Genomic DNA, 25,535 nt, shown 5'->3' with positions numbered 1-25,535 from the left:
GGCGCCCTATACAGAGTCGGCCTACAAGGTTTCTAGGGAGCATCAAGATGATCAAACGCAATCTACTGGTTATGGGCCTGGCCATGCTGCTGGGCGCCTGCGGTTTCCAGTTGCGCGGCACCGGCACCAACGAAATGGCTCTCAAAGAGCTGAACGTGACCGCCCGCGATGCCTACGGCCCTACCGTCACCCAACTGCGCAAGCAGATCCAGGCTGCCGGTGTGAAAGTCTATGACGGCGCACCGTACAAGCTGGTGTTGAGCCGCGAGCAGGAAGACCAGCGTTCGGCCAGCTACACCAGCGGTACGCGTTCGGCTGAGTACGAGCTGACCACCACCCTGAGCTACGACATTGTCGGCCACAACAACCTCAACCTGATCAGCGACAAGATCATTGTCGACAAGACCTACACCCAGGATGGCAACAACCTGGCAGGTTCCGACCAGGTGGCCCTGCAGACCCGCGAAGAAATCCGTCGCGAGCTGGTACAGCGCCTGATGTTGCGCCTGGAGCAGGTCAAGCCTGAGCAACTGGCAAAACTGCAGGCTGACGCCGACGCCAAGGCCAAGGCCCTGGAAGAGCAGGAAGCCGAGGCCCAGCGCATTCGTGACGCGACGCCTCAGCAGTCGCCGATTCAGATCCCTTCGAAGTAAAAGAGGAACGGGGCGCTCAGGCGCCCCTTCTTTCATCACCATGAAACTGACCCCCGCCCAGCTCAACAAGCACCTGCAAGGCAGCCTCGCGCCGATCTACGTGATCAGCGGCGATGACCCGCTGCTGTGCCAGGAAGCCGCCGACGCCGTGCGCGCCGCAGCCCGCCAACAAGGTTTCGACGAACGCCAGGTATTCAGCGCCGACGCCAGCTTCGACTGGGGCACCCTGCTGCAGGCCGGCGCCAGCCTGTCGCTGTTTGCCCAGCGCCGCCTGCTGGAACTGCGCCTGCCCTCGGGCAAGCCCGGTGACAAGGGCGCCGCGGCCTTGATCGAATACTGCGCCCGCCCTGCCGAAGACACCCTGCTGCTGATCAGCCTGCCCAAGCTGGATGGCAGCGCGCAGAAGACCAAGTGGGGCAAGGCCCTGATCGAGGGCCCGCAGACCCAGTTCGTGCAGATCTGGCCGGTGGATGCCAACCAGTTGCCGCAATGGATTCGCCAGCGCCTGTCCCAGGCCGGCCTGGCGGCCCAGCAGGATGCGGTGGAGCTGATTGCCGCGCGGGTGGAAGGCAACCTGCTGGCGGCCGCCCAGGAAATCGAAAAGCTCAAGCTGCTGGCCGAGAACAACCAGGTCACCCTGGAGACCGTGCAATCGGCGGTGGCCGACAGCGCGCGTTTCGACGTGTTCGGTCTGGTGGACGCCGTGCTCAATGGTGAAGCGGCCCACGCGTTGCGCATGCTCGAAGGGCTGCGTGGCGAGGGCGTGGAGCCGCCGGTGATCCTGTGGGCACTGGCGCGCGAGCTGCGCACCCTGGCCAATATCTCGCTGCAGTACAGCCAGGGCACGCCGCTGGACAAAGCCTTCAGCAGCGCCAAGCCACCGGTGTGGGACAAGCGCAAACCGCTGATGAGCAAGGCCCTGCAACGCCACTCGGCCAAGCGCTGGGGCGAGTTGCTGCAGGATGCCCAGCACATCGATGCGCAGATCAAGGGGCAGGCGCAAGGGTCGGTGTGGATCAGCCTGTCGCGGTTGTCGTTGTTGATGGCGGGGCAGCGGTTGGTGCTTCCGGCCCAGTAGCCGTCGCCCCCATCGCGACCAAGGTCGGCTCCTACGCTGACCGTGGTAGGAGCCGACCTTGGTCGCGATGCAGGCGACGCGGTTTCGAGGTATTGCGCTGGAGCACAGCAAGCGTATCATCGCGGCTCCAACCCAGGAGACCCGCCATGAGCAAAAAGCGCCCCAACAAGGCCAAGTCCATCATCGCCCAGCCCCTGTTCCGCAGCCGCCAGGAACGACCCACCAAGGGCAAGGGCAGCTACAAACGCGAAGCCTTCCAGTCGAAAAACTGGGAGGCTTCTCCTTTTCTGGCCGCCTGAAACCACCGTTCACCACGAACTTCCCCGCGCATCGCCCCTCGCCCCCCGCTCTCGTGATATGGTCCGCATCTGACTTGAAATACCTGGACCTGTGAATGTCTCTTCGTCGTCTCCAGCGTGTGCAAATGCGTCATCTGCTCGCTGCTTCCACCCTCGTTCTGCTGGGCGCCTGTGCTGAAAAGCCTACGGTTGCCGCCGATGCCCTGCCCGTCCCCGCGCAAAAAACCTCGCCCGCTGCCCCGCTGACTACTGCGGCGCCCGTGGATGCCGATGGCGTGATGCTGCCGGCCGAGACCTTTGCCCAGTGGGAGGACGGTTTCCGCCAGCAAGCGCTGCAGGCAGGCATTCGCCCTGATCTGTTCGATCGTGCGTTTGCCGGGGTTACCCCCGACCCTAGCGTGGTCAAGGCTGACCGCAGCCAACCGGAATTCACCCGGCCAGTATGGGAGTACCTGGACGGCGCCATCTCGCCGGTGCGCGTGCGCAAGGGCCAGGCACTGCTGAGCCAGTACGCCGACGCCTTGCAGCGCATCGAGCAACGCTATGGCGTGGATCGCCAGGCGCTGGTGGCGGTATGGGGCATGGAAAGCAGCTTCGGCCAGTTCCAGGGCGACAAATCGGTGATTCGTTCGCTCGCCACCCTGGCCTATGAGGGCCGTCGCCAGAGCTTCGCCCAGGACCAATTGATCGCGGCGTTGCAGATTCTGCAAAACGGCGATATCCAGCCCGAGGCCATGCTGGGCTCGTGGTCGGGCGCCATGGGCCAGACCCAGTTCATCCCCACCACCTACAACTCCCACGCCGTGGACTTCGACGGTGACGGGCGTCGCGACATCTGGAACAGCGCCCCGGATGCACTGGCCTCCACGGCCCACTACCTGCAAAGCTCGGGCTGGCAGCGTGGCCAGCCATGGGGCTTTGAGGTGCAACTGGCGCCGGGCTTTGACTACGCCCAGGCCGATGGTGCGCTGCGCAAGTCGGTGGCTGAATGGATACAGATGGGCGTCAAGATCACCCCGGGCACGCGCCTGCCGGCTGGCAGCGAGCAGTTGTCCGCGTCCCTGCTGTTGCCAGCGGGCTATCGCGGCCCAGCGTTCCTGGTGCTGGACAACTTCCGGGCGATCCTGAAGTACAACAACTCGTCGTCGTATGCGCTGGCGGTGAGCCTGTTGTCGCAACGCTTTGATGGCGGTGGTTACGTGATGGGCGACTGGCCCCGTGATGACCTGCCGCTGAGCCGCACCGAGCGGGTGGAACTGCAGACGTTGTTGACGGCCAAGGGTTACGAGGCCGGTACGCCGGACGGCATCATTGGTGCCAATACCCGCAAGTCGATTCGCCTGGCCCAGCAGGCGCTGGGGTGGCCGGCGGATGGGTATGCCAACCATAAGTTGCTGGATAGTCTGCGCGGCCAATAACCCGTAGCCGCTGCCGTCAGGCTGCGCTGGCCCTTGCGTACACTGGAGATTTTCAGCGGGGCACAGGGCCAGCGCAGCCTGGCGGCAGCGGCTACAGGGTTAACGCACTACATCCTGCTCCAGCATCAACGTCTTCTGCCCCGCATCCAGGCGCACCTGGGTGTTCAGCGGCAGGGTCAGGTTGGGGTCGCAGTGCCCGCTGCGCCAGCCGGCCAGTACGGGAATGCCCATCGGCCCAAACACTTCCTTGAGCAACGGCGTCAGCCGCGGCACATCCAGCCCCGCGAAATCCCCCACCAATACCCCGCGAAGGCCCTTGAAACGCCCTGCAAGGCGCAAGTGGGTCAGCAGGCGATCAACCCTGTACAAGGGCTCGCCGACGTCCTCAATGAACAGTATGGCGCCGTCCAGGTCGATCTCGTAATCAGTGGCCAACGTGGCGCAGATCATTGACAGGTTGCCGCCCGTCAGGCGGCCACTGGCAACGCCGTGCTCGATGCAGGTCAATGGATGCGCCACCGGGTGCGCCAGCAGGTCGCCCTTGCGTAACTGCCCGCGCAACAGACGACGCATGGAGTCTTCGGTGGGCGCCTGACGGTTGGCCAGCAGGTCGGAGGTCAGCATCGGCCCGTGGAAACTGACAAAGTTGCAGTGGCGCGCAAACGCCAGATGCAGCGCGGTCAGGTCGCTGTAGCCGATGAAGGGTTTGACGTGGCGGCCGATCAGGTCGTAGTCGATGCGGTCCAGCAGCCGTGGCGTGCCGTAGCCGCCACGCAGGCAGATGATGGCGTCGATCTCGGGGTCGGCGAAGGCGTCGTGCAGGTCTTTGAGACGTACATCGTCGCTGCCGGCCAGATAGCCCTGGTGTTGCAACACACCGGGGTAGACCTTGAGCCTGTGGCCACGGCTGCTCACCCAGCGCTCGGCCGCCTTGACGTCGAAGTCCTTGGGACCGGCAGGGGCGATCAGGGCGATGTTGGCTTCGGTGGGCACCCGACGCGGCAAAGTGGCAGCGTCGACAACGGGCGTGTGTTTCATTCGATGGGCTCCTTGCATGGATCGATAACCCCTACTGTAGAGGGTTCCCCATGACAGAACAGCATAGCCTTGTAACTGCATGCCTCGCAAAAACAACAATGCCGGCCGTGGTTGCATCAACCATCGTCCGGCATCGGTGTCGCAGGCGTGGATCAGAGCTTGATCTTGGCCTCGTGCGCTTGCTGGTCAGCGTGGTACGAAGAACGCACCAGCGGGCCGGAAGCCACGTTCTTGAAGCCCATCTTGTAGCCTTCCTCGGCGAACCAGGCGAAGGTGTCCGGGTGCACGAAACGCTGCACCGGCAAGTGGCTGCGCGACGGTTGCAGGTACTGGCCCAGGGTCAGCATGTCGATGTTGTGCTCGCGCATGCGATGCATCACTTCGATCACTTCTTCGTCGGTCTCGCCCAGGCCCAGCATCAGACCGGACTTGGTAGGCACGTGCGGCACCAGTTCCTTGAACTTCTGCAGCAGGGTCAGCGACCACTGGTAGTCCGAACCCGGACGCGCAGCCTTGTACAGGCGTGGCACGGTTTCCAGGTTGTGGTTGAACACATCCGGCGGCTCGGCGGCAGTGATTGCCAAGGCAACGTCCATGCGGCCGCGGTAGTCCGGCACCAGGGTTTCCAGTTGCACGCCCGGCGACAGCTTGCGGATTTCACGCAGGCAGTCGGCAAAGTGCTGGGCACCGCCGTCGCGCAGGTCGTCGCGGTCCACCGAGGTGATCACCACGTACTTGAGGCGCAGGTCGGCGATGGCCACCGCCAGGTTCATCGGCTCGTCGGCGTCCAGTGCTTTCGGACGGCCGTGGCCGACGTCGCAGAACGGGCAGCGACGGGTGCAGATGTCACCCATGATCATGAAGGTGGCGGTACCGCCGGAGAAGCACTCGCCCAGGTTCGGGCAGGACGCTTCTTCGCAGACGCTGTGCAGCTTGTGCTTGCGCAGCAGTTGCTTGATACGGTCGACTTCAGGCGAAACCGGGATGCGCACGCGGATCCAGTCGGGTTTCTTCGGCAGTTCGTCGGTGGGGATGATCTTCACCGGAATACGCGCAACCTTCTCGGCACCACGCAGCTTCACGCCAGCTTCGACTTTTGGCCGGGGCGGCGTCACGTTGGTCACCGGGATGATGGTTTGCACGGATTCAGCTGTGTCTTGCGCGGTAGTCATATCAATCGATTCCGCCCGTCAGGGTCGTCTGCTCAGCGTAGTCGAGGTGCTTGACGAGCTGCGCGCGCAGCCGGGCACCAACCTCGGCATATTCAATCTGTTCTGCATGATCGCACAGCTGGGTCATCGCCAGCCCGGCATATCCGCAGGGGTTGATACGGCGGAACGGCGCAAGGTCCATGTCCACGTTCAAGGCCAGGCCATGAAAGGAACAACCATTGCGTATCCGCAGGCCCAGCGAGGCGATTTTCGCGCCCTGGACATACACACCCGGGGCATCGGCCTTGGCCGCCGCCGGTACACCATACTCGTCCAGCAGCGCGACGAGGGTCTGTTCGATGCGCGTGACCAGGTCACGCACGCCGTAGCCCAGGCGTCGCACGTCCAGCAACAGATACGCCACCAGCTGGCCAGGGCCGTGGTAGGTCACCTGACCGCCGCGATCCACCTGCACCACCGGGATATCGCCGGGCACCAGCAGGTGCTCGGCCTTGCCCGCCTGGCCCTGGGTGAATACCGAGGGGTGCTGTACCAGCCACACCTCGTCACCCGTGGCCGGGGTACGCTGGTCGGTGAAACGCTGCATCGCGTGCCAGACCGGCTCGTAGGCCATCAGGCCCAGCTCGCGAAAGCCCAGGCATTGCGGCATCAGAGCACCATTTTCACGACGCCGGTGGCACGCAGCTCACTGTTGATGTCGTACAGCTGCTCCTGGCTGGTGGCCAGGATGTGCAATTGCAGCGTGGTGTAGTTGCCGTTGCTGCTTTGGCGCTCGGCGGTTTTCTCGTGCTCGATGGTGGCATGGCTGGCCACGATCGCGATCACTTTGTCTTTGAAGCCCACGCCGGTATCACCGATCACTTTGATCGGATAATCGGCGCAGGGGAATTCGATCTTAGGAGCCTTGACTTCGGTGTCTGTCATAGCAGTAACGGCCTCGCAAGCCGTGAAGACGGACAAACCCCCTGGCTGCACGGCGCGGCCAGGGGGCATGCTGTTCACGTAATCAGTTGAACAAGCCGTAGAAGAATAGACGAATGCTATCCCACATGCGGCGGATGAAGCCACCTTCCTCGACGCCGTCAAGGGCGATCAGGTCGGCGCTGTGGACAACCTGGTCACCATTCTTGACTTCCACTTTACCGATCACGTCGCCCTTGGCGATTGGCGCGGTCAGTTGCGGTTTCATGGTCATGGTGGCGGTCAGGCCTTTGAGCTGGCCTTTTGGCAGGGTCATGGTCAGGTCGTCGGCCAGGCCGGCGCGCACTTCATGAGTAGCGCCTTTCCATACCGGCGCCTTGGCCAGTTCGGTGCCCTTCTGGTAGAAGGTCTGGGTTTCGAAGAAGCGGAAACCGTAGGTCAGCAGCTTCTGGGTTTCAGCAGCACGCGCAGCTTCGCTGGTGGTACCGAACACGACCGCGATCAGGCGCATGCCATCACGTACGGCCGAGGCCGCCATGCAGTAGCCGGCTTCTTCGGTGTGGCCGGTTTTCAGACCGTCGACGGTCTTGTCGCGCCACAGCAGCAGGTTGCGGTTAGGCTGCTTGATGTTGTTCCAGAAGAACTCTTTCTGCGAGTAGATCGCGTAGTGGGCCGGGTCGATGTTGATGATCGCGCGGGCCAGCTTGGCGATGTCGTGCGGGGTGGAGTAGTGATCCGGGTTCGGCAGCCCGGTAGGGTTCATGAAGTGGCTGTTCTCCATGCCCAGGTCGCCGGCGGTCTTGTTCATCATGTCGGCGAAAGCGTCTTCGCTGCCGGCGATGTGCTCGGACAGGGCCACGGTGGCGTCGTTGCCCGACTGGATGATGATGCCGTGCAGCAGGTCGCTGACCGACACTTGCGAGCCGACCTTGAGGAACATCCGCGAACCACCGGTGCGCCAGGCGTTCTCGCTGACGGTCACCGGATCGTTCTCACCGATCTGGCCGCGCTTGATCTCCAGGGTGGCGATGTAGGCGCTCATCAGTTTGGTCAGGCTGGCTGGCGGCAGACGCTGATCGCCGTTGCTGTCCACCAGGACTTGCCCGCTGGATGCTTCCATCAGTACGTAGGCCTTGGCAGCCAGTTGCGGCGCCGCAGGCGTCATTTGCTCGGCCGACATGGCAACTGGGGCGATCAGCAGCAGTACAGGCAGGCACAGGCGTTTGGCAAAGGTGGTGATGTTCATCCGTCTCTCGAAATTGCTAATGGGCACATGCCCTCTCGGGCAAAATCTGGTTGTCGGGGCACACTGCCCCGGGTGTCGCTTGACCTTCTGCGGGCCTTTGTCTTAAACGATTGTCGACGGCCACAAGGCACAGTCGACAAGCGGGTTCCGACCTGTTGCCAGGCCGGGGAAATCATTCGGCGGTGACCACGCTCGGCGAGCCCAGGTTGGCCAGGCGCACGCTGTCCTGGGTCTGCTGCACTTCACCCGGCGTGCCGATCGGCCCCATCCGCACTCGATACAGTGTCTGCTGGTTGCGCACTATCGAGCTGACGAACACCGGGGCCCTCACCATCGAGCTCAGCTTGGACCTCAGCAGCTCCGCAGCGTCCGGATTGGCGAACGCTCCCACCTGGAGAAACTGGCCAGAGACTGGAACAGAAGCGTTTTTTTTTGCGTCGATCTGCGCAGGCAGGACGGCGGCGGCATGCTGTTGCGGCGGCGGCGTCCATTGCTCGATGGTACCCGCCGAGGCGGTGATGACCGGCTTCTGGGGCGCTTGCGCGACCTGCGGCTGATCCAGCATCAGCGGCGCCGGACGGCCACGCTGGGCCCAGTACTGGGCCGGGTCGATACCCTCGACCTTGACCCGCGCGGTGCCGATTTCGGCATAGCCCAGCTTCTTGGCTGCGGCGTACGACAGGTCGATGATGCGGTCGGAGTAGAACGGACCGCGGTCGTTGACCCGCAGGATCACGCTGCGGTTGTTGTCCAGGTTGGTGACGCGCACGTAGCTGGGCAACGGCAGGGTCTTGTGCGCGGCACTCATGCCGTACAGGTCATAGACCTCGCCATTGGCGGTGTTCTGGCCGTGGAACTTGGTGCCGTACCACGACGCCGTGCCCGTGGCCGCATAGTGGCTGGCATCGGTGAGCGGGAAGTAGGTCTTGCCCAGCACGGTATACGGGTTGGCCTTGTAGGGGCCGGTGTGCAGCGTCGGCACCGCGTCTGGGATGCGCGAGACATCGACGTCCCACCACGGCGCGCCGTCCTTGTGGGCCCGGTTGATGTCCAGGCCAGGCTGCGAACGCACGGCATAGCCGCCGCTTTGCGGGGCACGGCTGGTCGACGAACAGCTGGCGACCAGCAGGGCGAGGGCTGCGTAGCCCATCAGCTTCAGTGGTGTGCGAATCGGCATTGTCCGCATTACTTGACGCCCCGTGCTTGGACCAGTGCTTGCGACAGTTGATAGACCGCCATGGCATACATGGCGCTGCGATTATAGCGAGTGATGGTGTAGAAGTTGCCCAACCCCATCCAATATTCCGGACCGAACTCACCGTCGAAGCGGAAAGCAGTCACGGGCATATCGTCGCGCAGCGCATCATGACTCGACCAGCCCAGTGCTCGCAACTGTCCGACGTTCTTTACCGGATCAATGCCCGGGCTCAGGCCTTCGTCCACGTGCTCGCCGCGCACCGAGGCACGGCTTACCACCGGCTGGCCCATGACCCAGCCATGCTGCTTGAAGTAGTTGGCGACACTGCCGATGGCGTCATCGGGGTCACTCCAGATGTTGATGTGGCCATCGCCGTCGAAATCCACCGCATAGGCGCGGAAGCTGCTGGGCATGAACTGCGGCAGGCCCATGGCGCCGGCATAGGAACCCTTGATGCTGAGCGGGTCAACCTGCTCTTCACGCGACAGCAGCAGGAATTCGCGCAGCTCCTTGCGGAAGAAGTCGGCACGCGGCGGATAATCGAACGCCAGGGTGGAAAGTGCGTCGATCACCCGGTAGTTGCCGGTGTTTCTACCGAAAAACGTTTCGACACCAATGATAGACACGATTATCTGCGCCGGCACGCCGTATTCCTGCTCGGCGCGCTTGAGGGCGGCTTCATGCTGGCGCCAGAAGTCCACGCCACGGGCGATGCGCGCATCGGTGATGAACAGCGGGCGATAGTCCTTCCAGGGCTTGACGCGCTCGGCCGGCTTGGAAATGGCGTCGAGGATGGCCTGCTTGCGCTGCACTTCCTCGAACACGCCAATCACCTGTTCGCCGGCAAAGCCGTAGTCGCGGGTCATTTCACCGACGAACTGCGCCAGTTGCGGGGTGCCATCGTAATCGCCGGCCGTCGCCTGTTGCGACGACCCGAGGATGCCTACCAGGCCGACCCAGGGAATGCACCGAGCGGCCCAGTTGCATACTGCTTGCATGAAATTCTTCACCTTAATCAAACCTGCGCGATCCACTTGCGATGGGTATGGATCGACATCAAAACCCCAAACGCTGACATCAGCGTCACCAGCGAAGTTCCGCCGTAACTAATGAAGGGCAACGGCACGCCTACGACGGGCAACAGGCCGCTGACCATACCGATATTGACGAAAACGTAAACAAAAAACGTCATGGTCAGGCTGCCGGCCAGCAGCTTGCCGAACAGGGTCTGGGCCTGTGCGGTAATCACCAGGCCACGGCCGATCAGCGCCAGGTACAGCAGCAGCAAGGCGCAGATGCCCACCAGGCCGAACTCTTCACCCAGTACGGCGATGATGAAGTCGGTGTGGCTTTCAGGCAGGAAGTCCAGATGCGACTGGGTACCCAGCAGCCAGCCCTTGCCGAACACCCCGCCCGAACCGATGGCGGCCTTGGACTGGATGATGTTCCAGCCAGTGCCCAGCGGGTCGCTTTCGGGGTCGAGGAAGGTCAGGATCCGCTGCTTCTGGTAGTCGTGCATGATGAAAAACCACATGCCCACCGCCACCGGCACTGCCGCGGCAACCACGCTGATAATCCAGCGCCAGCGCAGGCCGGCCATGAAGAGTACAAATGTACCCGAGGCCAGAATCAGCAGCGAGGTGCCCAGGTCCGGCTGGCGGACGATGAGGATGAACGGGATGCCGATCAGCACCAGGCTGGCCCCCACGTGCTTGAGCGTGGGCGGCAGGGTGCGCTTGGCCAGGTACCAGGCGATGGTGGCCGGCATGATGATCTTCATGAATTCCGACGGCTGGAAGCGGATTACCCCCGGAATGTTGATCCAGCGCGTGGCGCCCATGGCGTTGTGCCCCATGACGTCCACCGCGACCAGCAGGATCACCCCCAGGCAATAGGCCAGCGGCACCCAGCGCGCCATGAAGCGGGGTTCAAGTTGCGCGATCAGCAGCATCGAGGCCAGGCCGATGCCGAACGAGGTGGCCTGCTTGATCAGCAGGTCCCAGCTTTTGCCGCTGGCCGAATACAACACGAACAGGCTGCCGGCGGCCAGGGTCAGCAGCAGGATCAGCAGCGGGCCGTCGATGTGGATGCGCTGCAGCAAGGTGGCGCGGCGGCGCATCACGTCCTCGCTGGAGAGCATGCGATCGAAATTACTCTTCACGTGCGGTGGTCTCCGTTGCGGTATTGCTGGCGTACTCGGGCTTGAGCTGGCCATCGGGGCCCAACAGCCAGGCGTCCATCACCTGGCGAACCACGGGGGCCGCGACACCGGAGCCGGACTCGCCGTTCTCCACCATCACCGCAACTACAATTTTGGGATTGTCAGCCGGCGCGAAACCCACGAACAGGGCGTGGTCGCGATGGCGTTCCTGAAGTTTGGAGCGGTCGTATTTCTCGCCCTGCTTGATGGCCACGACCTGGGCAGTGCCGCTTTTACCGGCAATGCGGTATTGGGCGCCCACCGAGGCCTTGCGGGCGGTACCACGGGCACCGTGCATCACTTGCTGCATGCCGTGGTTCACGCGGTCCCAGTCGTTGGGGTCGCGCAACACAATGTCTTCCATGGGGTTCTCGTCCACCGGCGGTTCACCTTCGATGGTGCGCGCCAGGTGCGGACGGTTCCACTTGCCCTTGTTGGCCACCAGCGCGGTGGCCTGGGCCAGTTGCAGCGGGGTGGCCTGCATGTAGCCCTGGCCAATCCCCAGAATCAGGGTTTCACCCGGGAACCACGCCTGGCGCCGGGTGATGCGTTTCCAGTCCCGCGACGGCATCAGCCCCGGGGACTCTTCGAACATGTCCAGCGAGACCTTCTGGCCGATACCGAAGCGGTTCAGGTAGCTGGACAGGCGATCGATACCCATCTTGTGGGCCAGATCGTAGAAGTAGGTGTCATTGGACCGCATGATCGCGGTATCCAGGTCTACCCAGCCATCGCCGCTGCGGTTCCAGTTGCGGTATTTGTGGTCAAAGTTGGGCAACTGGTAGTAACCAGGGTCGAACACCCGGGTACTGGCGGTGACCACACCGGTGTCCAGGCCGGCGATGGCCACGGCCGGCTTGATGGTCGAGCCTGGCGGGTACAGGCCGCGCAGCACGCGGTTGAACAGCGGGCGGTCGATGGAGTCCCGCAGCTCGGCATAGGCCTTGAAGCTGATGCCGGTGACGAACAGGTTGGGGTCGAAACTGGGTTGGCTGACCATGGCCAGCACTTCGCCGGTCCTTGGGTCGAGGGCCACGATGGCGCCACGACGCCCGCCCAGCGCGGCCTCGGCGGCCTCCTGCAACTGGATGTCGAGGCTCAGGACGATGTCCTTGCCGGGCACCGGGTCGGTACGCTTGAGCACGCGCAGCACGCGGCCACGGGCGTTGGTCTCGACTTCCTCGTAGCCCACCTGGCCGTGCAACTGCGGTTCGTAGAAGCGCTCGATGCCGGTCTTGCCGATGTGGTGGGTACCGCTGTAGGCCACGGGGTCGAGGGTTTTCAGCTCTTTTTCATTGATGCGCCCCATGTAGCCCACCGAGTGCGCGAAATGCGGCCCCTGCGGGTAATGGCGCACCAGTTGCGCCACCACTTCCACCCCGGGCAGGCGGAACTGGTTGACGGCAATTCGGGCGATCTGTTCTTCGCTGAGCTCGAACAGGATCGGGACCGGCTCGAACGGCCGGCGCCCCTGCTTCATGCGCTTTTCAAACAAGGCGCGGTCGTCAGGGGTCAGTTCCAGCACCTGGACGATGGTGTCCAGCACCTGCGCCCAGTCCCCCGCCCGCTCACGGGTCATGCTCAGGCTGAAACTGGGGCGGTTGTCGGCGATGATCACGCCATTGCGGTCATAGATCAGCCCACGTGACGGCGGCAGCGGCTGCACATGCACCCGGTTGTTTTCCGACAGCGTGGAGTGATACTCGTACTGAATGACCTGCAGGTAATACAGGCGTGCCACCAGCGCGCACACCATGACCATTACCACGATTGCCCCGACCACGACGCGGCCACGCACCAGGCGTGCATCTTTCTCGTGATCCTTGAGGCGAATCGGCTGGGACATGAAAGGCGGCTTATTTGTGGTAAGGGTGCCCGGACAGGACGGTCCAGGCGCGATACAGCTGCTCGCCGATCAGGATGCGTACCAGCGGGTGGGGCAAGGTCAGCGGCGACAGCGACCAGCGCTGATCGGCACGCGCGCACACTTCCGGCGCCAGCCCCTCGGGGCCACCGACCATGAAGTTGACGGTGCGCGAGTCCAGCCGCCACTTGTCCAGCTCCACCGCCAACTGCTCGGTGCTCCACGGCTTGCCGTGTACTTCGAGCGTGACAATGCGCTCACCCGGCTGCACCTTGGACAACATGGCTTCGCCTTCCTGACGGATGAAGCGCGCCACGTCGGCGTTCTTGCCACGGGTGTTGAGCGGTATTTCCACCAGATCAAGCGCAAGCTCGGACGGCAGACGCTTGGCGTATTCCTGCCAACCGTCTTCCACCCACTTCGGCATGCGCGAGCCGACCGCAATCAGACGCAGACGCATGGCCCGGCCTTATTCGTTGCCTGGGGTGTGATGCGCGCCGCTGGCGGCACGGCTTTGCTCGGCACCCTGCCACAGACGTTCCAGGTCGTAGAACTGACGGGCAGCGGCGGTCATCATGTGCACGATGACGTCGCCCAGGTCCAGCAGTACCCAGTCGCTTTCGCCCTTGCCTTCTTCACCCAGTGGCTGTGCGCCCTTGGCCTTCACGTTCTCGCGAACCTTGTCCAGCATGGCGTTGATCTGGCGGTTCGAAGTACCGGTAGCGATGACCATGTAGTCGGTCAGGCTGTGCTTGTCTTTCACGTCGATGACCAGGATGTCCTGGGCCTTGACGTCTTCCAGGGCGGCCTTGGCCAGTTCGACCAGCTCTTCGCCGGATACGCTGATTTTTTGCTTAGTCATATAAAACTCGTTCAGTTCAATTGGACGCACGGTACAGCCCGTGCGCCTCGATGTAGGCCAGTACCGCGTCAGGCACCAGGAAACGTACCGACTTCCCGCTGGCCAGCAGTTGACGGATCTGGGTGGCCGACACCGCCAGGGGTGTCTGCCAGACGAAAGTAATATTCCCGCCGGGCCCTTCAAGGGCCAACGGGTCGCTGACCGACCGCGCGGCCAGCAGGTTGCGCAAGGCATCCGGCGGCTCGCTGTCGGCGTCAGGCCGCTGCAATACCAGAATATGGCAGTGCTGCAGCAGTTCTTCCCAGCGATGCCAGGAAGGCAGGCCACAGAAGGCATCCCAGCCCAGCAGCAGAAACAGCTGGTCGTCAGCGGCGAGTTCCGCGCGCATCAGCTCCAGCGTATCAATGGTGTAGGACGGCTTGTCCCGTTGCAGCTCCCGGGCATCCACCGTCAGGGGCGCCACGCCCTGCACCGCGCATTGCACCATGGCCAGGCGGTCCTGCGGCGTCACCTGGGGGGTGTCGCGGTGCGGGGGCCGGGCATTGGGCGTCAGGCGCAACTCGTCCAGATGCAGGGCATCGGCCACTTCCAGCGCGCTGCGCAGGTGGCCGATGTGCACCGGGTCGAAGGTACCGCCCAGCACGCCGATACGGCGCGGCGCGGGCTTGTTGCCAGGCTGGCTCAGGTCACCCAAGTCAGGCTGGCTCCTGGCCGCGCAGTTGGCCGTCGCCGACCACAATGTATTTCTCGCAGGTCAGGCCTTCCAGGCCGACCGGACCGCGGGCGTGGATCTTGTCCGTGGAAATCCCGATCTCGGCACCCAGGCCATACTCGAAGCCATCGGCAAAGCAGGTCGGGGTGTTGATCATCACCGAGGCCGAGTCGACTTCGGCGGTGAAGCGCCGTGCTTCGGCCAGGTTCTCGGTGGCGATGGAATCGGTGTGGTGCGAACCGTAATGGTTGATGTGCTCGATGGCCTGGTCCAGGCCGTCGACCACGCGAATCGACAGGATCGCGGCCAGGTACTCGGTGTGCCAGTCTTCTTCGGTGGCCGGCAGTACCTGGATGATGTCGCGGGTGCGCTCGCAGCCACGCAGCTCCACGCCCTTCTCGGCGAACTGGGCAGCCATGGCCGGCAGGAAGTGGGCGGCAACGGCCGCGTCCACCAACAGGGTTTCCATGGCGCCACAGATACCGTAGCGGTAGGTCTTGGCGTTGAAGGCGATGCGCTGGGCCTTGGCCAGGTCGGCGTCGGCGGCGACGTAGATGTGGCAGATACCGTCCAGGTGCTTGATGACCGGCACCTTGGCGTCGCGGCTGACACGCTCGATCAGGCCACGGCCGCCACGTGGGACGATGATGTCCACGTATTCGGGCATGGTGATGAGCGCGCCCACAGCTTCGCGGTCGGTGGTTTCCACCACTTGCACCACGGCGGCCGGCAGGCCGGCTTCGGCCAGGCCGCGCTGCACGCAGGCAGCAATGGCACGGTTGGAATGGATGGCCTCGGAGCCGCCACGCAGGATGGTGGCGTTGCCGGACTTCAGGCACAGGCTGGCGGCATCGATGGTCACGTTGGGACGCGATTCGTAGATGATGCCGACAACGCCCAGCGGCACGCGCATCTTGCCCACTTGAATGCCCGATGGCCGGTAGCTCATGTCGCGGATCGCACCGACCGGGTCCGGCAGGCTGGCCACCTGGCGCAGGCCGACGATCATGCCGTCGATGCGCGCAGGGGTCAGCGCCAGGCGCTCGAGCATGGCCGGCTCCAGGCCGTTGGCCCGGCCAGCGGCCAGGTCCAGCTCGTTGGCGGCGGTCAGCTCGCTGCGGGCGCCGTCCAGGGCGTTGGCGGCAGCCTGCAGTGCGCGGTTTTTCTGCGCAGTGCTGGCGCGCGCGATCACGCGGGAGGCTTCGCGGGCGGCGCGACCCAGGCGGGTCATGTAGTCAAGAACGGACTCAGTCATGGTCTCTGTGGTCTTGGCAAAGAGGAAAGCGGCTGATTATAGCTGTCTCGAAGGTCCGCTGACAGCGGTGGCAGGCGGATGGTCGAAAACAGTCGGGCAAAGGGCAACGATTCAGCCGTGATTAAGCCACAGATGAATATTATCCTTGGGAGCTCATTCGTATCTTCCGGTAACCGTCCGATGCTGCCTGCCGCCCTGCCCTGGCCCGATGCTCGCCCCCTGCCCGACGCCTTTTTCGACCGCGACGCGCAGTTGCTGGCCCGCGAGCTGCTGGGCAAGGTGATCCGTCATCGCCAGGGGCCGTACTGGCTGTCGGCGCGCATCATCGAGACCGAGGCTTATTACTGCGCAGAAAAAGGCAGCCATGCTTCGCTGGGTTATACGGAGAAGCGCAAGGCGCTGTTTCTGGATGGCGGCCACATCTACATGTACTACGCCCGGGGCGGCGACTCGCTGAATTTCAGCGCCCAGGGTGCCGGCAACGCGGTGTTGATCAAGTCGGGGTACCCCTGGGTGGACCAGCACGCCGATGCCAATGCGCTGGCGCAGATGCAGATGAACAACCCCGACGCCAGCGGCCAGCCTCGGGCGCCGGAACGCTTGTGCGCAGGCCAGACACTGCTGTGCAGGGCGCTGGGCCTGAAGGTGCCGAACTGGGATGCCAAGCGCTTCGACCATGAGCAATTGTTTGTCGAGGACCTGGGAATCATCCCGAAACAAATTATTCAGACCACACGCCTGGGCATCCCCCATGGGCGCGACGAACATCTGCCGTACCGCTTCGTGGACGCCGAGCATGCCCGCCACTGCACAAGGAACCCCTTGCGCCGCGGGCAAGTCGAAGGTCGCGACTTTTTCATCCTGACGCAAGGAAACTGACACATGGGCCCATGGCTCGACGGGCTGACCGCCTGGTTAACCGCCCACCCACAATGGCTGGGGCTGGCGATCGTGCTGGTGGCTTGCACCGAATGCCTGGCGATTGTCGGGCTGATCGTGCCAGGCACCGTGATGCTGTTCGCCATTGCCGTGCTGGCGGGCAGCGGCAGCCTGTCCTTGGGTGAAACCCTGTTGCTGGGCTATATCGGCGGGCTGCTGGGCGATGCCTTGTCCTACTTCACCGGACGACATTTCCATCAGAACATTCGGCGCTTGCCAGGCCTGCGGCACCACCCCGAATGGATCGGCCGCGCCGAGGGCTATTTCCAGCGCTACGGCATAGCCAGCCTGCTGGTGGGCCGTTTCATCGGGCCGCTGCGCCCGATGCTGCCGATGGTAGCGGGCATGTTCGATATGCCGCTGCTGCGGTTTATCGGCGTGAGCCTGCTGGCCGGGGCTGGCTGGGCGGTGGTGTACCTGATGCCGGGCTGGGCCACTGGCGCCGCCCTGCGCCTGCCCTTGCCCGAAGGTTTCTGGGGCGAGGCCGGCGTGCTGGCGGCCGGTTTCGCGGTGTTGATCGGGCTAAGCATTCATTCCGCCTGGCGCGCCCGCCCGCACGGTACGCGGCTGGTCACGGGCATGTGCCTGGTGCTGCTGGCAGGCGTGTTCCTGGGCTGGCCGTACCTGGCGCATTTCGACCAGGGGATCATGACCCTGGTGCAGGAGCATCGCGGGCCGACCGGCAATGAAGTGGCGGTGATGCTGACCAAGATGGGCGATTTCCGCAGCCAGTTCGTCCTGGCGGGCGTGCTGTGCAGCTTGCTGCTGTTGCTGCGCCAGTGGCGCCCGGCCGTGTTCGCGCTCGGCACCCTGCTGTTCACCGCCTTGGGCAACACGCTGATGAAGCATGTCTTTGCGCGGGCGCGGCCCGAGGTACTGACCGATCCGTTGAGCAGCTTCAGCATGCCCAGCGGCCACAGTTCGGCGTCGTTCGCGCTGTTTCTGACCCTTGCCGTGCTGGCTGGGCGTGGCCAGCCCCCGCGTCTGCGCCTGACGTGGCTGTTGCTGGGGATTCTGCCGGCGGCCTTGATTGCGCTGTCGCGGGTGTACTTGGGCGCGCATTGGCCGACTGATGTGCTGGCCGGGACCCTGCTGGCGTGTTTTGTCTGCGCGGCCAGCCTGACCCTGAGCCAGTGGCGCCAGCCGCTGCCGGCGATGGCGCCGCGGGTGTGGTGGGTGGTGTTGCCGATTTTGCTGGCGGTACTGGCGTACTTCGCCACACGCGGGTTTGCGCATTCGCTGGAGCGGTACGCGTATTGAGCCCACTGTAGCCGCTGCCGAAGGCTGCGCTGGCCCCGCCCCACGCTGGACATCTCCAGGGTTCACCCCGGCCAGCGCAGCCTGCGGCAGCGGCTACGGGTCAGGCGAATGTAGCAGCGGCCGCCAGGCCGCGTCATTGACGACGCGGTATCAGGCGAACAGTTCGCCCTGCAGATCATCGAGCAGCACCTGGATCGCCGCCAACCGTTCGGCCGGTTCATCCAGCCCCAGCAGGTCGATCTTGTCCTGCTCGGGGAATGGCAGCAGATACCCCAACTGATTGGCCAACGACTGCCGCCCCGGCACGTTGCTGCCCATGTCCAGCGCCGCCACCATGGGGTGCTCGGCCAGGGCATGCAGCAAGGCCACCAGGTCGGCATCGTCTTCCTGCAACGGCTGGTCGCCCCGCTCGGCCAGCCAATCGACGTCGGCCACCAGCAACTGATCGCGCTGCAAAGCGGTACCGGTCACCCGAAAGCGCCGCACGCCCTCCACCCGGATACCCAGCAGGCCGTTGTCCTGCTGCTGGAAGTCGCGAATCACGGCTTCGCAGCCGATCATGGCGTGGCCGGTGGGCGCCGGGCCCACTTCCTGGCCTTCGAGGATGCAGACCACGCCAAACCCCACGCCCTGCTTCATGCAGCGGCCGATCATGTCCAGGTAGCGTGCCTCGAATATCTGCAAGTCGAGGATGCAGCCCGGGAACAGCACGGTGTTGAGCGGAAACAGCGGCAACGTCATAGTGGTTTCCTTAAACGAACAGGCTGACGGCCAGCGGCAGGAACACCGCGGTCGACACCCCCATCAGGCTCATCGCCAACGCAGCGAAAGCCCCACATTCCTCACCTTCCTGCAGCGCCACCGAGGTCCCGACCGCATGGGCAGTCATGCCCAGGGCCATGCCACGGGCTGCGGGGCTGTGCACGTTGAGCATGGACAACATTCCCGGCCCAAAGATCGCGCCGATCACCCCGGTGATCAACACAAACACCGCCGCCAGGGCCGCCACGCCGCCAATCTGTTCGGCCACCAGCATGGCGATGGGCGAGGTGACCGACTTGGGCGCCAGGGTCATCAGGATCATGTGCTCGGCGCCAAAACTCCACGCCAGCAGCAGCCCCAGGCTGGTGGCAAACACCCCGCCTATCACCAGCGTAGCCAAGACCGGCGCCAGCAATTGGCGAATGCGCCGCAGGTTCAGGTACAGCGGCACCGCCAGCGCCACGGTGGCCGGCCCCAGCAGGGTGCCGAGGATCTCGGTGCTCTTGCGGTACTCGCCGTAGCTGACGCCGGTGAACAGCAGCACCCCGATCACCAGCAGCATCGACACCAGCACCGGCTGCAGGAAAATCCAGCGCGTGCGCTCGTAACCCGCCAGCACCAATTGATAGGCGCCCAGGGTGATGCCGATGCCGAACAACGGGTGATGAATGACCGATTCGACGGCGCCGTGCCAATCCAGCAGCATCAATGATCACCCCGCCGCGCCAGCATTTTCTGCATCAGCCAGCCGGCCAGGGCCATGGACACCAGCACGGAAATGAACAACGTGCCGACGATGGCCCAGAAGTCGGCGGCGATGTCGCTGGCATAGGCCATCACGCCCACGGCCGGCGGCACCAGCAGCAACGGCAGGTAGCGCAGCAGGCTGCCGGAGGCTTCGCTCAATGGTTTGCCCACCTCGCCGCGCATCACCAGGAACCCCAGCAACAGCAGTAGCCCGATGATGGGCCCCGGCAGCATGGTCAGCACCAGACGGTTGAGGGCTGTGCCCAGTAATTGAAAAACGATCAGCCACGTCAAACCACGTAACAACATTTTTATCTCCGCCCCCGGCATCCTTGGCCATTATAAGCACGCAAGGTTGGCGCCTATAAACCGCCATTCGCCATAGCCATGGACGCTTGACCCGACAGCGGTGCCATGGTGATCTAAGTGAGCGCACGCCAACGCGCCCCATCAACAAGGAGAGTCACGATGCCCTTTGTACCTGTAGAAGAACTCAAGCAGTACGTAGGTAAGGAACTGGGGTATTCCCAATGGCTGAAAATCGATCAGGCCCGCATCAATCTGTTTGCCGAGGCTACCGGTGACTTCCAGTTCATCCACGTCGACCCGGTCAAGGCCGCCAAGACCCCGTTCGGCAGCACCATCGCCCATGGTTTCCTGTCACTGTCACTGATCCCCAAGCTGATGGAAGACCTGCTGGTCGTCCCCGAAGGCCTGAAGATGGTGGTCAACTACGGCCTGGATAGCGTGCGCTTCATCCAGCCGGTGAAGGTGGACTCCAATGTGCGCCTCAAGGTCGAACTCACCGAAGTGACCGAGAAGAAGCCCGGCCAGTGGCTGCTCAAGGCCACCGCCACGCTTGAAATCGAGGGTTCGGAGAAGCCTGCGTATATTGCTGAACCGTTGTCTCTCTGCTTCGTGTAATAACCGAACAGCGGGCAATGCCGCCGGTGGCTGTTTCACCGGGGGCATTGTGCGGCATACTCGCCGCCTTACTTGCCCGGATCCCGCCATGCGCCCACTCGTTCCCCTCGCCCTGACCTTATTGATCACCGCCTGCGGCGATGGCGAGTCCCTGTCCCCTCCCGACGCCCGCCTGCCCGATGGCGGCCGTTACCGTGGTGAGGTGGTCAATGGCCTGCTGCAGGGCCAGGGGCGGATCGACTACCCCAATGGCAGTTGGTACGCCGGCGCCTTCCTCAATGGCCAGTGGCATGGCGAGGGCGAATGGCACGGCAGCAACGGCGAGGTCTACCGGGGCGGCTTCCAGCAGGGCCTGTTCCACGGTCAAGGCAGTTTGAGCGCCAACGGCACCACGTACGTAGGCACCTTCAAGCTGGGCCGGCGCGACGGCGAAGGCACGCTCAAGGAGCCGGGCCAGACTTACCGCGGCGAGTTCAAGACCGACCAGTATTCGGGTGCCGGCCACCTGGAGCTGGATGACGGCAGCGACTACCAGGGCGTGTTCGCCCACGGCAAACCCAACGGCGAAGGGGTGCGCAGCGACGCCAGCGGCAATCAGTTCACCGGCAACTTCGTCAACGGCGAGCTGGAAGGCCATGGCACCTTCAGCAGTTCGGAGGGCGATCAGTACATCGGCGACTTCCATGCCAATCAATTGCACGGCCGCGGCCGCTACGAAAGCGCCGAGGGCGATGTGTGGATCGGCTCGTTCAAGGAAGGCGCACTGACCGGCGAAGGCGAAATGTTCGGCAGCGACGGCAGCCACTACAAGGGCCGCTTCGATGACTGGCACTTCTCCGGCCCCGGCAGCCTGACCCTGGCTGACGGCAGCAGTTACGCGGGCACCTTCAACAACGACACCTACGATGGCAAGGGCACGCTGATACACAAGGACGGCGCGGTGGAAAGCGGCCTGTGGACAAACGGCCAGCGCGTGCGCGACGCCCAGGGCAAGTTGCTGCCCGATAGCCTGGAACTGGGCCTGCTGAACCAGGGAGCCTTGCTGGACAAGGCCCTGGCGGCAGTGCCCAAGTCCACCGGCGGCGACATCCAGTTGTACAGCCTGACCTTGGCCGGTGATGGCAAGCAAAGCGTGTTCATGCGCGAGGCCGACTACGTCAACCATATGCTGGCCAGCCGCTTCGGCGCCGTGGGCCAGGTCAATCTGGTCAACCACCGTGACCACCTGGGTGACCGCCCCATGGCCACTCGCGAAACGTTGAGCCGCGCGGTGGAAACCATCGCCCAGCGCAGTGGCGCGGAAGACCTGGTGTTCATCTACCTGACCAGCCACGGCACCCACGAAAATGAACTGGTGCTGGACCAGCCGCGCCTGCAGCTGTCGGACCTAGAACCGGACGAACTCGCCAATGTGCTGGCGCCATTGAAAAACCGCGACAAGATCGTGGTCATCTCGGCCTGTTACTCAGGTGGTTTCATCCCCGCGCTGAAAGATGAGCATACACTGGTGATGACAGCCTCCCGTGCCGACCGCGTATCGTTCGGCTGCTCGGAGGAATCGGACTTCACCTACTTCGGTGATGCCCTGTTCGCCCAGGCCCTGAACGAGACCGATGACCTGCAACAAGCGTTCGAACTTGCTCGCAAGCACGTTGCCGAACGTGAGGAGGCAGACAGCTTCGAAGCCTCGGACCCACAAATCTGGGCACCCAAAGGCGTAGTTGCCCACTGGCAGCGTCTGCGCCAACAGCAGGCCAAGCGGGCGTTGCAGAGTGCGGCAGTGAGCGCGCAAGCAGCAAAAAGTGCAGGGAGCCACTAAGCTTGCTGTAACAGGGGAGAGACATCATGTACTTGACGCCGCAACACATCCTGCTTGCTGGAGCCACCGGTTTGACGGGCGAGCATTTGCTCGACCGGCTGCTCAATGAACCCACGGTGAACAGGGTGCTGGCGCCTACCCGCCGCCCCCTTGCCGAACACCCTCACCTGGAAAACCCGGTCGGCAAATTAGGTGATCTGCTGCCTGGCCTGGGTGGCCGCGTGGATGTGGCCTATTGCTGCCTGGGCAGCACCATCAAGCAGGCCGGCTCGCAGGAAGCCTTCCGCGAAATCGATCACGACCTGGTGGTGGCGTACGCCAAGCGCGCCCGCGAACTGGGTGCGCGCCATCTGCTGGTGATCAGCGCCATCGATGCCGACGACAAGTCGAAGATTTTCTACAACCGCGTGAAGGGCGAGACCGAGCGCGACCTCAAGGCCATGAACTGGCCACAGCTGACCATCGTGCGACCTTCCTTGCTGCTGGGCACCCGCGTGGAGCCGCGCTTGGGCGAGCAGTTGGTGGCGCCGATTGCCAAGTTGATTCCCGGCAAGTATCGCGGCATCGAGGCGTGCCAGCTGGCGCGGGCGCTGTGGCGGTTGGCGCTGGAGGAGCAGGATGGGATTCGGGTGGTGGAGTCCGATGAGTTAAGGCGGCTGGGTAAATAGCCCCCCCCGCCACCCTTGTGGGACCGGGCGAAGCTCGGGAACTAGCGCAGCAGGGGCTAGCGGTGCCCCCTTCCCGAGCTTCGCCCGGTCCCACAGGGGGGAGTCACAACCCGCCGTGGGCTTGTACGCCAAACCCGAGAACCGTCAGCGCCGACACCGGCAACAATAGCGTGTCCAGCAAGGTGCTGAACGGCAAGTCCACCCACGGCAGGGCCGGCGCCTCAACCCCGAACTTATCCACAGGGCAACAGCCGCCTTCAATTGCATACCAATCCAGCCGCGCCCCGGAATACACCACCGGCGCCCCAGGCTTGGCGGCATTGAGCGTGCTCACACTGGCACATCCACTCAATTGCAGCCCCGCCACAAGGCAAATCAGCGCCTTATTCATCGCCGCCCAGGTGATACTCGCCCCAACGCGGCAGCATGTCCTGGGGAATGTTGAGCAGGTTCAGCACCCGCGCCACCACAAAATCCACCAGGTCATCGATGGTTTGCGGCTGATGATAGAAACCTGGAGAGGCCGGCAGCATGATCGCGCCCATCTGCGACAGCTTGAGCATGTTTTCCAGGTGGATGGTGGAATACGGCGCCTCGCGGGGCACCAGGATCAGCTGGCGGCGCTCCTTGAGGGTGACGTCCGCCGCACGCTCGATCAGGTTGTTGCAGGCACCCGTGGCAATCGCCGACAGCGTGCCGGTGGAACAGGGCACCACCACCATCGCTGCCGGCGAGCCGGAGCCTGAGGCCACGGGCGACATCCAGTCTTCCTTGCCGTACACCCGAATCTGGTTTGCCGCAGCGCCGGTGTATTCAGTCAGGAAGGCCTGCATGGCCTGGGGCTTGGGTGGCAGCACGACATCGGTTTCCGTGGCCATCACCAATTGCGCGGCCTTGGAAATCAGGAAGTGCACTTCGCGGTCTTCGCGCACCAGGCAGTCGAGCAAGCGCAGGCCATACTGGGAGCCCGAAGCCCCCGTCATGGCCAGCGTGATACGTTCCGGGCCACTCATTTGAGCGCCTCGGCCAGCTTCAAGTGCAGGCCGCCGAAGCCGCCGTTGCTCATGATCACCACATGGGTACCAGGTTGGGCCTGGCTTTGGACCCGGGCGATGATCGCCTCCAGGGAATCGGCAACGATGGCCGGTACCGGGCATTGCGCGGCGGTGGCAGCCAGGTCCCAGCCCAGGTTTGGCGGGGCGTACCAGATCACTTGGTCGGCATCACGTACGCTTTCCGGCAGCCCGTCGCGGTGCGCGCCCAGCTTCATGGAGTTGGAGCGCGGCTCGATCACCGCGATCAGTGGCGCATCGCCGATGCGTTTACGCAGGCCATCCAGCGTGGTGGCGATCGCGGTCGGGTGGTGGGCGAAATCGTCATAAATCGTGACGCCCTGCACCTGGGCCACGGTTTCCATGCGGCGCTTGACGTTCTTGAACGCGCTCAGCGCTTGCACGCCCATGGCCGGCACCACGCCCACATGGCGGGCAGCGGCCAGGGTCGCCAAGGCGTTGGCGACGTTGTGCTGACCGGTCAAAGGCCAATTGACTGTGCCCTCGAGCTTGCCGTCGAACAGCACTTCAAAGCGCGAACCGTCTTCGCTCAACAGGCGGGCTTGCCATTGACCGCCGTCGCCGGTGGTCTGCACCGGGGTCCAGCAACCCATGTCGATGACGCGCTTGAGCGCCGGTTCCGTAGTGGGGTGGATCACCAGGCCTTCGCTGGGGATGGTACGAACCAGGTGGTGGAACTGGCGCTCGATGGCAGCCAGGTCGGGGAAGATATCCGCGTGGTCGAATTCCAGGTTGTTGAGGATGGCCGTGCGCGGGCGGTAGTGAACGAACTTGGAACGTTTGTCGAAGAAGGCACTGTCGTATTCATCCGCTTCCACCACGAAGAAGGGCGTATCGCCTAAACGCGCCGACACCGCGAAGTTCTGCGGCACACCGCCGATCAGGAAGCCCGGCGCCATGCCGGCGTGCTCCAGCACCCAGGCCAGCATGCTGCTGGTGGTGGTCTTGCCGTGGGTGCCGGCGACGGCCAATACCCAGCGGCCTTGCAGCACGTGGTCGGCGAGCCATTGCGGGCCCGATACGTAGGGCAGGCCCTTGTTCAGTACATATTCCACCGCCGGGTTACCCCGCGACAGGGCGTTGCCGATGACCACCAGGTCAGGCGCCGGGTCCAGTTGCGCGGCGTCATAGCCCTGGGTCAACTCGATGCCCTGGGCCTCCAGTTGAGTGCTCATGGGGGGATAGACGTTGGCGTCGGAACCGGTGACGTGGTGGCCGGACTCCTTGGCGAGTACCGCCAGCGAGCCCATGAACGTGCCGCAGATACCGAGAATGTGAATATGCATGATTGACCTCGCGAAACATCGAGGCAGGTTAACTTAGGGTAGGAAAAATCTCACGTGCTGATTGTGCCGCTACACCTTTGTAGGAGCCGGCCTTGGCCGCGATGGAGCCACCGCCGTTCCAAAGTCGATCCGCGTTGGCCG

The 25,535-nt window shown here is 63.8% G+C and carries 28 protein-coding genes; 9 read left to right on the top strand and 19 right to left on the bottom strand.

The annotated features are described in order from the left end of the window. Positions 1-47 precede the first annotated feature (47 nt). The 4 genes from ACZ9GA_RS00190 to ACZ9GA_RS00175 all read left to right on the top strand — a co-directional run bounded on the left by ACZ9GA_RS00190 (position 48) and on the right by ACZ9GA_RS00175 (position 3,448). Positions 48-653 (top strand): LPS-assembly lipoprotein LptE, encoded by a 606-nt coding sequence (locus tag ACZ9GA_RS00190; protein ID WP_457358030.1) that lies wholly within the window; start codon positions 48-50, stop codon positions 651-653. 40 nt (positions 654-693) lie between these two features. After that, positions 694-1,731: a DNA polymerase III subunit delta gene (gene holA, locus ACZ9GA_RS00185; protein WP_457358032.1), complete on the top strand. Its 1,038-nt coding sequence runs from the start codon at positions 694-696 to the stop codon at positions 1,729-1,731. A gap of 146 nt (positions 1,732-1,877) precedes the next feature. Beyond that, positions 1,878-2,030 carry an alternative ribosome rescue factor ArfA gene (gene arfA, locus ACZ9GA_RS00180; RefSeq protein WP_027981087.1) on the top strand — a complete coding sequence of 51 codons (153 nt, stop codon included), beginning with the start codon at positions 1,878-1,880 and terminating at the stop codon, positions 2,028-2,030. 95 nt (positions 2,031-2,125) lie between these two features. After that, entirely contained in the window at positions 2,126-3,448 is a 1,323-nt protein-coding gene (locus ACZ9GA_RS00175; protein ID WP_457358034.1) for a lytic murein transglycosylase, read from the top strand. A 99-nt stretch (positions 3,449-3,547) separates the two neighbouring features. On the opposite strand, the gene ACZ9GA_RS00170 is transcribed toward ACZ9GA_RS00175, so the two are convergent. From ACZ9GA_RS00170 to ACZ9GA_RS00110, 13 genes are all read right to left on the bottom strand, one after another. Then, positions 3,548-4,486 (bottom strand): S66 peptidase family protein, encoded by a 939-nt coding sequence (locus ACZ9GA_RS00170; RefSeq protein ID WP_457358036.1) that lies wholly within the window; start codon positions 4,484-4,486, stop codon positions 3,548-3,550. A gap of 152 nt (positions 4,487-4,638) precedes the next feature. Beyond that, positions 4,639-5,658 carry a lipoyl synthase gene (gene lipA / locus ACZ9GA_RS00165; protein WP_457358038.1) on the bottom strand — a complete coding sequence of 340 codons (1,020 nt, stop codon included), beginning with the start codon at positions 5,656-5,658 and terminating at the stop codon, positions 4,639-4,641. A gap of 1 nt (position 5,659) precedes the next feature. Then, positions 5,660-6,307 (bottom strand): lipoyl(octanoyl) transferase LipB, encoded by a 648-nt coding sequence (gene lipB / locus ACZ9GA_RS00160; protein ID WP_457358040.1) that lies wholly within the window; start codon positions 6,305-6,307, stop codon positions 5,660-5,662. Continuing rightward, positions 6,307-6,582: a DUF493 domain-containing protein gene (locus ACZ9GA_RS00155; RefSeq protein ID WP_457358041.1), complete on the bottom strand. Its 276-nt coding sequence runs from the start codon at positions 6,580-6,582 to the stop codon at positions 6,307-6,309. The genes lipB and ACZ9GA_RS00155 overlap by 1 nt, the downstream gene beginning before the upstream one ends. 82 nt (positions 6,583-6,664) lie before the next feature. Then, positions 6,665-7,825 (bottom strand): D-alanyl-D-alanine carboxypeptidase family protein, encoded by a 1,161-nt coding sequence (locus ACZ9GA_RS00150; RefSeq protein WP_457358043.1) that lies wholly within the window; start codon positions 7,823-7,825, stop codon positions 6,665-6,667. A 172-nt stretch (positions 7,826-7,997) separates the two neighbouring features. Next, positions 7,998-9,011 (bottom strand): septal ring lytic transglycosylase RlpA family protein, encoded by a 1,014-nt coding sequence (locus ACZ9GA_RS00145; protein ID WP_457358044.1) that lies wholly within the window; start codon positions 9,009-9,011, stop codon positions 7,998-8,000. After that, positions 9,011-10,021: a lytic murein transglycosylase B gene (mltB, locus tag ACZ9GA_RS00140; protein WP_457358046.1), complete on the bottom strand. Its 1,011-nt coding sequence runs from the start codon at positions 10,019-10,021 to the stop codon at positions 9,011-9,013. Before mltB ends, ACZ9GA_RS00145 begins: the two co-directional genes overlap by 1 nt. A gap of 17 nt (positions 10,022-10,038) precedes the next feature. Next, the gene (gene rodA / locus ACZ9GA_RS00135) at positions 10,039-11,142 is read right to left on the bottom strand and encodes a rod shape-determining protein RodA (protein ID WP_457363606.1); all 1,104 of its coding nucleotides are present in this window, start codon (positions 11,140-11,142) and stop codon (positions 10,039-10,041) included. Between the two features lie 31 nt (positions 11,143-11,173). Then, the gene (mrdA, locus tag ACZ9GA_RS00130) at positions 11,174-13,069 is read right to left on the bottom strand and encodes a penicillin-binding protein 2 (RefSeq protein ID WP_027981078.1); all 1,896 of its coding nucleotides are present in this window, start codon (positions 13,067-13,069) and stop codon (positions 11,174-11,176) included. 10 nt (positions 13,070-13,079) lie between these two features. After that, positions 13,080-13,547: a 23S rRNA (pseudouridine(1915)-N(3))-methyltransferase RlmH gene (rlmH, locus tag ACZ9GA_RS00125; RefSeq protein WP_457358048.1), complete on the bottom strand. Its 468-nt coding sequence runs from the start codon at positions 13,545-13,547 to the stop codon at positions 13,080-13,082. A gap of 9 nt (positions 13,548-13,556) precedes the next feature. After that, positions 13,557-13,949, bottom strand: coding sequence for a ribosome silencing factor (gene rsfS, locus ACZ9GA_RS00120; RefSeq protein WP_008374761.1), 393 nt, complete (start codon positions 13,947-13,949; stop codon positions 13,557-13,559). Between the two features lie 16 nt (positions 13,950-13,965). Then, positions 13,966-14,634: a nicotinate-nucleotide adenylyltransferase gene (gene nadD / locus ACZ9GA_RS00115; RefSeq protein ID WP_457363607.1), complete on the bottom strand. Its 669-nt coding sequence runs from the start codon at positions 14,632-14,634 to the stop codon at positions 13,966-13,968. 10 nt (positions 14,635-14,644) lie between these two features. Next, positions 14,645-15,916, bottom strand: a complete 1,272-nt coding sequence (locus ACZ9GA_RS00110) for a glutamate-5-semialdehyde dehydrogenase (protein WP_457358050.1) — start codon at positions 15,914-15,916, stop codon at positions 14,645-14,647. 180 nt (positions 15,917-16,096) lie between these two features. On the opposite strand from ACZ9GA_RS00110, the gene ACZ9GA_RS00105 reads away from it, so the two are divergent. Further along, a complete protein-coding gene (locus ACZ9GA_RS00105; RefSeq protein ID WP_457358052.1) occupies positions 16,097-16,795 on the top strand; it encodes a DNA-3-methyladenine glycosylase in 699 nt (232 codons plus the stop codon). 3 nt (positions 16,796-16,798) lie between these two features. Further along, positions 16,799-18,115, top strand: coding sequence for a bifunctional DedA family/phosphatase PAP2 family protein (locus ACZ9GA_RS00100; RefSeq protein ID WP_457358054.1), 1,317 nt, complete (start codon positions 16,799-16,801; stop codon positions 18,113-18,115). Between the two features lie 150 nt (positions 18,116-18,265). On the opposite strand, the gene ACZ9GA_RS00095 is transcribed toward ACZ9GA_RS00100, so the two are convergent. The 3 genes from ACZ9GA_RS00095 to ACZ9GA_RS00085 are packed head-to-tail and all read right to left on the bottom strand — an operon-like array spanning position 18,266 to position 19,933. Next, positions 18,266-18,856 carry an LON peptidase substrate-binding domain-containing protein gene (locus ACZ9GA_RS00095; RefSeq protein ID WP_457358056.1) on the bottom strand — a complete coding sequence of 197 codons (591 nt, stop codon included), beginning with the start codon at positions 18,854-18,856 and terminating at the stop codon, positions 18,266-18,268. Between the two features lie 10 nt (positions 18,857-18,866). After that, the gene (locus tag ACZ9GA_RS00090) at positions 18,867-19,577 is read right to left on the bottom strand and encodes an LrgB family protein (RefSeq protein ID WP_457363608.1); all 711 of its coding nucleotides are present in this window, start codon (positions 19,575-19,577) and stop codon (positions 18,867-18,869) included. Positions 19,578-19,582: 5 nt separating this feature from the next. Further along, on the bottom strand, positions 19,583-19,933 hold the full coding sequence (locus ACZ9GA_RS00085) for a CidA/LrgA family protein (protein WP_457358058.1): 351 nt from the start codon (positions 19,931-19,933) through the stop codon (positions 19,583-19,585). A 159-nt stretch (positions 19,934-20,092) separates the two neighbouring features. Between ACZ9GA_RS00085 and ACZ9GA_RS00080 the strand changes: the two genes are divergently transcribed. From ACZ9GA_RS00080 to ACZ9GA_RS00070, 3 genes are all read left to right on the top strand, one after another. Then, the gene (locus ACZ9GA_RS00080) at positions 20,093-20,548 is read left to right on the top strand and encodes a MaoC family dehydratase (RefSeq protein ID WP_455922239.1); all 456 of its coding nucleotides are present in this window, start codon (positions 20,093-20,095) and stop codon (positions 20,546-20,548) included. Positions 20,549-20,636: 88 nt separating this feature from the next. Beyond that, positions 20,637-22,367 carry a C13 family peptidase gene (locus ACZ9GA_RS00075; protein ID WP_457358060.1) on the top strand — a complete coding sequence of 577 codons (1,731 nt, stop codon included), beginning with the start codon at positions 20,637-20,639 and terminating at the stop codon, positions 22,365-22,367. A 26-nt stretch (positions 22,368-22,393) separates the two neighbouring features. Continuing rightward, a complete protein-coding gene (locus ACZ9GA_RS00070) occupies positions 22,394-23,035 on the top strand; it encodes a Rossmann-fold NAD(P)-binding domain-containing protein (RefSeq protein WP_457358062.1) in 642 nt (213 codons plus the stop codon). Between the two features lie 103 nt (positions 23,036-23,138). Here the strand turns inward: ACZ9GA_RS00070 and ACZ9GA_RS00065 are convergent, their stop codons facing one another. The 3 genes from ACZ9GA_RS00065 to mpl are packed head-to-tail and all read right to left on the bottom strand — an operon-like array spanning position 23,139 to position 25,394. Further along, on the bottom strand, positions 23,139-23,426 hold the full coding sequence (locus ACZ9GA_RS00065; RefSeq protein WP_457358064.1) for a YceK/YidQ family lipoprotein: 288 nt from the start codon (positions 23,424-23,426) through the stop codon (positions 23,139-23,141). Continuing rightward, positions 23,419-24,048 carry a flavin prenyltransferase UbiX gene (gene ubiX / locus ACZ9GA_RS00060; RefSeq protein ID WP_457358066.1) on the bottom strand — a complete coding sequence of 210 codons (630 nt, stop codon included), beginning with the start codon at positions 24,046-24,048 and terminating at the stop codon, positions 23,419-23,421. The genes ACZ9GA_RS00065 and ubiX overlap by 8 nt, the downstream gene beginning before the upstream one ends. Next, positions 24,045-25,394: a UDP-N-acetylmuramate:L-alanyl-gamma-D-glutamyl-meso-diaminopimelate ligase gene (gene mpl / locus ACZ9GA_RS00055; protein ID WP_457358068.1), complete on the bottom strand. Its 1,350-nt coding sequence runs from the start codon at positions 25,392-25,394 to the stop codon at positions 24,045-24,047. The genes ubiX and mpl overlap by 4 nt, the downstream gene beginning before the upstream one ends. Positions 25,395-25,535: the final 141 nt, after the last annotated feature.

The organism is Pseudomonas sp. TE3644 (assembly GCF_056278815.1).
This window is presented reverse-complemented; position numbering and strand designations above follow the sequence as displayed.

Coding starts and splice junctions, on each gene's coding strand:
- rsfS (WP_008374761.1), bottom strand. CDS start 13,949: ATGACTAAGCAAAAAATCAGCGTATCCGGCGAAGAGCTGGTCGAACTG.
- arfA (WP_027981087.1), top strand. CDS start 1,878: ATGAGCAAAAAGCGCCCCAACAAGGCCAAGTCCATCATCGCCCAGCCC.
- ACZ9GA_RS00175 (WP_457358034.1), top strand. CDS start 2,126: ATGTCTCTTCGTCGTCTCCAGCGTGTGCAAATGCGTCATCTGCTCGCT.
- rodA (WP_457363606.1), bottom strand. CDS start 11,142: ATGCGCCGCCGCGCCACCTTGCTGCAGCGCATCCACATCGACGGCCCG.
- ACZ9GA_RS00075 (WP_457358060.1), top strand. CDS start 20,637: ATGCGCCCACTCGTTCCCCTCGCCCTGACCTTATTGATCACCGCCTGC.
- mpl (WP_457358068.1), bottom strand. CDS start 25,394: ATGCATATTCACATTCTCGGTATCTGCGGCACGTTCATGGGCTCGCTG.
- ACZ9GA_RS00105 (WP_457358052.1), top strand. CDS start 16,097: ATGCTGCCTGCCGCCCTGCCCTGGCCCGATGCTCGCCCCCTGCCCGAC.
- mltB (WP_457358046.1), bottom strand. CDS start 10,021: ATGCAAGCAGTATGCAACTGGGCCGCTCGGTGCATTCCCTGGGTCGGC.
- ACZ9GA_RS00085 (WP_457358058.1), bottom strand. CDS start 19,933: ATGTTGTTACGTGGTTTGACGTGGCTGATCGTTTTTCAATTACTGGGC.
- ACZ9GA_RS00110 (WP_457358050.1), bottom strand. CDS start 15,916: ATGACTGAGTCCGTTCTTGACTACATGACCCGCCTGGGTCGCGCCGCC.
- ACZ9GA_RS00095 (WP_457358056.1), bottom strand. CDS start 18,856: ATGACGTTGCCGCTGTTTCCGCTCAACACCGTGCTGTTCCCGGGCTGC.
- ACZ9GA_RS00100 (WP_457358054.1), top strand. CDS start 16,799: ATGGGCCCATGGCTCGACGGGCTGACCGCCTGGTTAACCGCCCACCCA.
- ACZ9GA_RS00070 (WP_457358062.1), top strand. CDS start 22,394: ATGTACTTGACGCCGCAACACATCCTGCTTGCTGGAGCCACCGGTTTG.
- rlmH (WP_457358048.1), bottom strand. CDS start 13,547: ATGCGTCTGCGTCTGATTGCGGTCGGCTCGCGCATGCCGAAGTGGGTG.
- ubiX (WP_457358066.1), bottom strand. CDS start 24,048: ATGAGTGGCCCGGAACGTATCACGCTGGCCATGACGGGGGCTTCGGGC.
- ACZ9GA_RS00080 (WP_455922239.1), top strand. CDS start 20,093: ATGCCCTTTGTACCTGTAGAAGAACTCAAGCAGTACGTAGGTAAGGAA.
- lipB (WP_457358040.1), bottom strand. CDS start 6,307: ATGCCGCAATGCCTGGGCTTTCGCGAGCTGGGCCTGATGGCCTACGAG.
- ACZ9GA_RS00170 (WP_457358036.1), bottom strand. CDS start 4,486: ATGAAACACACGCCCGTTGTCGACGCTGCCACTTTGCCGCGTCGGGTG.
- lipA (WP_457358038.1), bottom strand. CDS start 5,658: ATGACTACCGCGCAAGACACAGCTGAATCCGTGCAAACCATCATCCCG.
- mrdA (WP_027981078.1), bottom strand. CDS start 13,069: ATGTCCCAGCCGATTCGCCTCAAGGATCACGAGAAAGATGCACGCCTG.
- ACZ9GA_RS00155 (WP_457358041.1), bottom strand. CDS start 6,582: ATGACAGACACCGAAGTCAAGGCTCCTAAGATCGAATTCCCCTGCGCC.
- ACZ9GA_RS00145 (WP_457358044.1), bottom strand. CDS start 9,011: ATGCGGACAATGCCGATTCGCACACCACTGAAGCTGATGGGCTACGCA.
- ACZ9GA_RS00150 (WP_457358043.1), bottom strand. CDS start 7,825: ATGAACATCACCACCTTTGCCAAACGCCTGTGCCTGCCTGTACTGCTG.
- ACZ9GA_RS00065 (WP_457358064.1), bottom strand. CDS start 23,426: ATGAATAAGGCGCTGATTTGCCTTGTGGCGGGGCTGCAATTGAGTGGA.
- ACZ9GA_RS00190 (WP_457358030.1), top strand. CDS start 48: ATGATCAAACGCAATCTACTGGTTATGGGCCTGGCCATGCTGCTGGGC.
- holA (WP_457358032.1), top strand. CDS start 694: ATGAAACTGACCCCCGCCCAGCTCAACAAGCACCTGCAAGGCAGCCTC.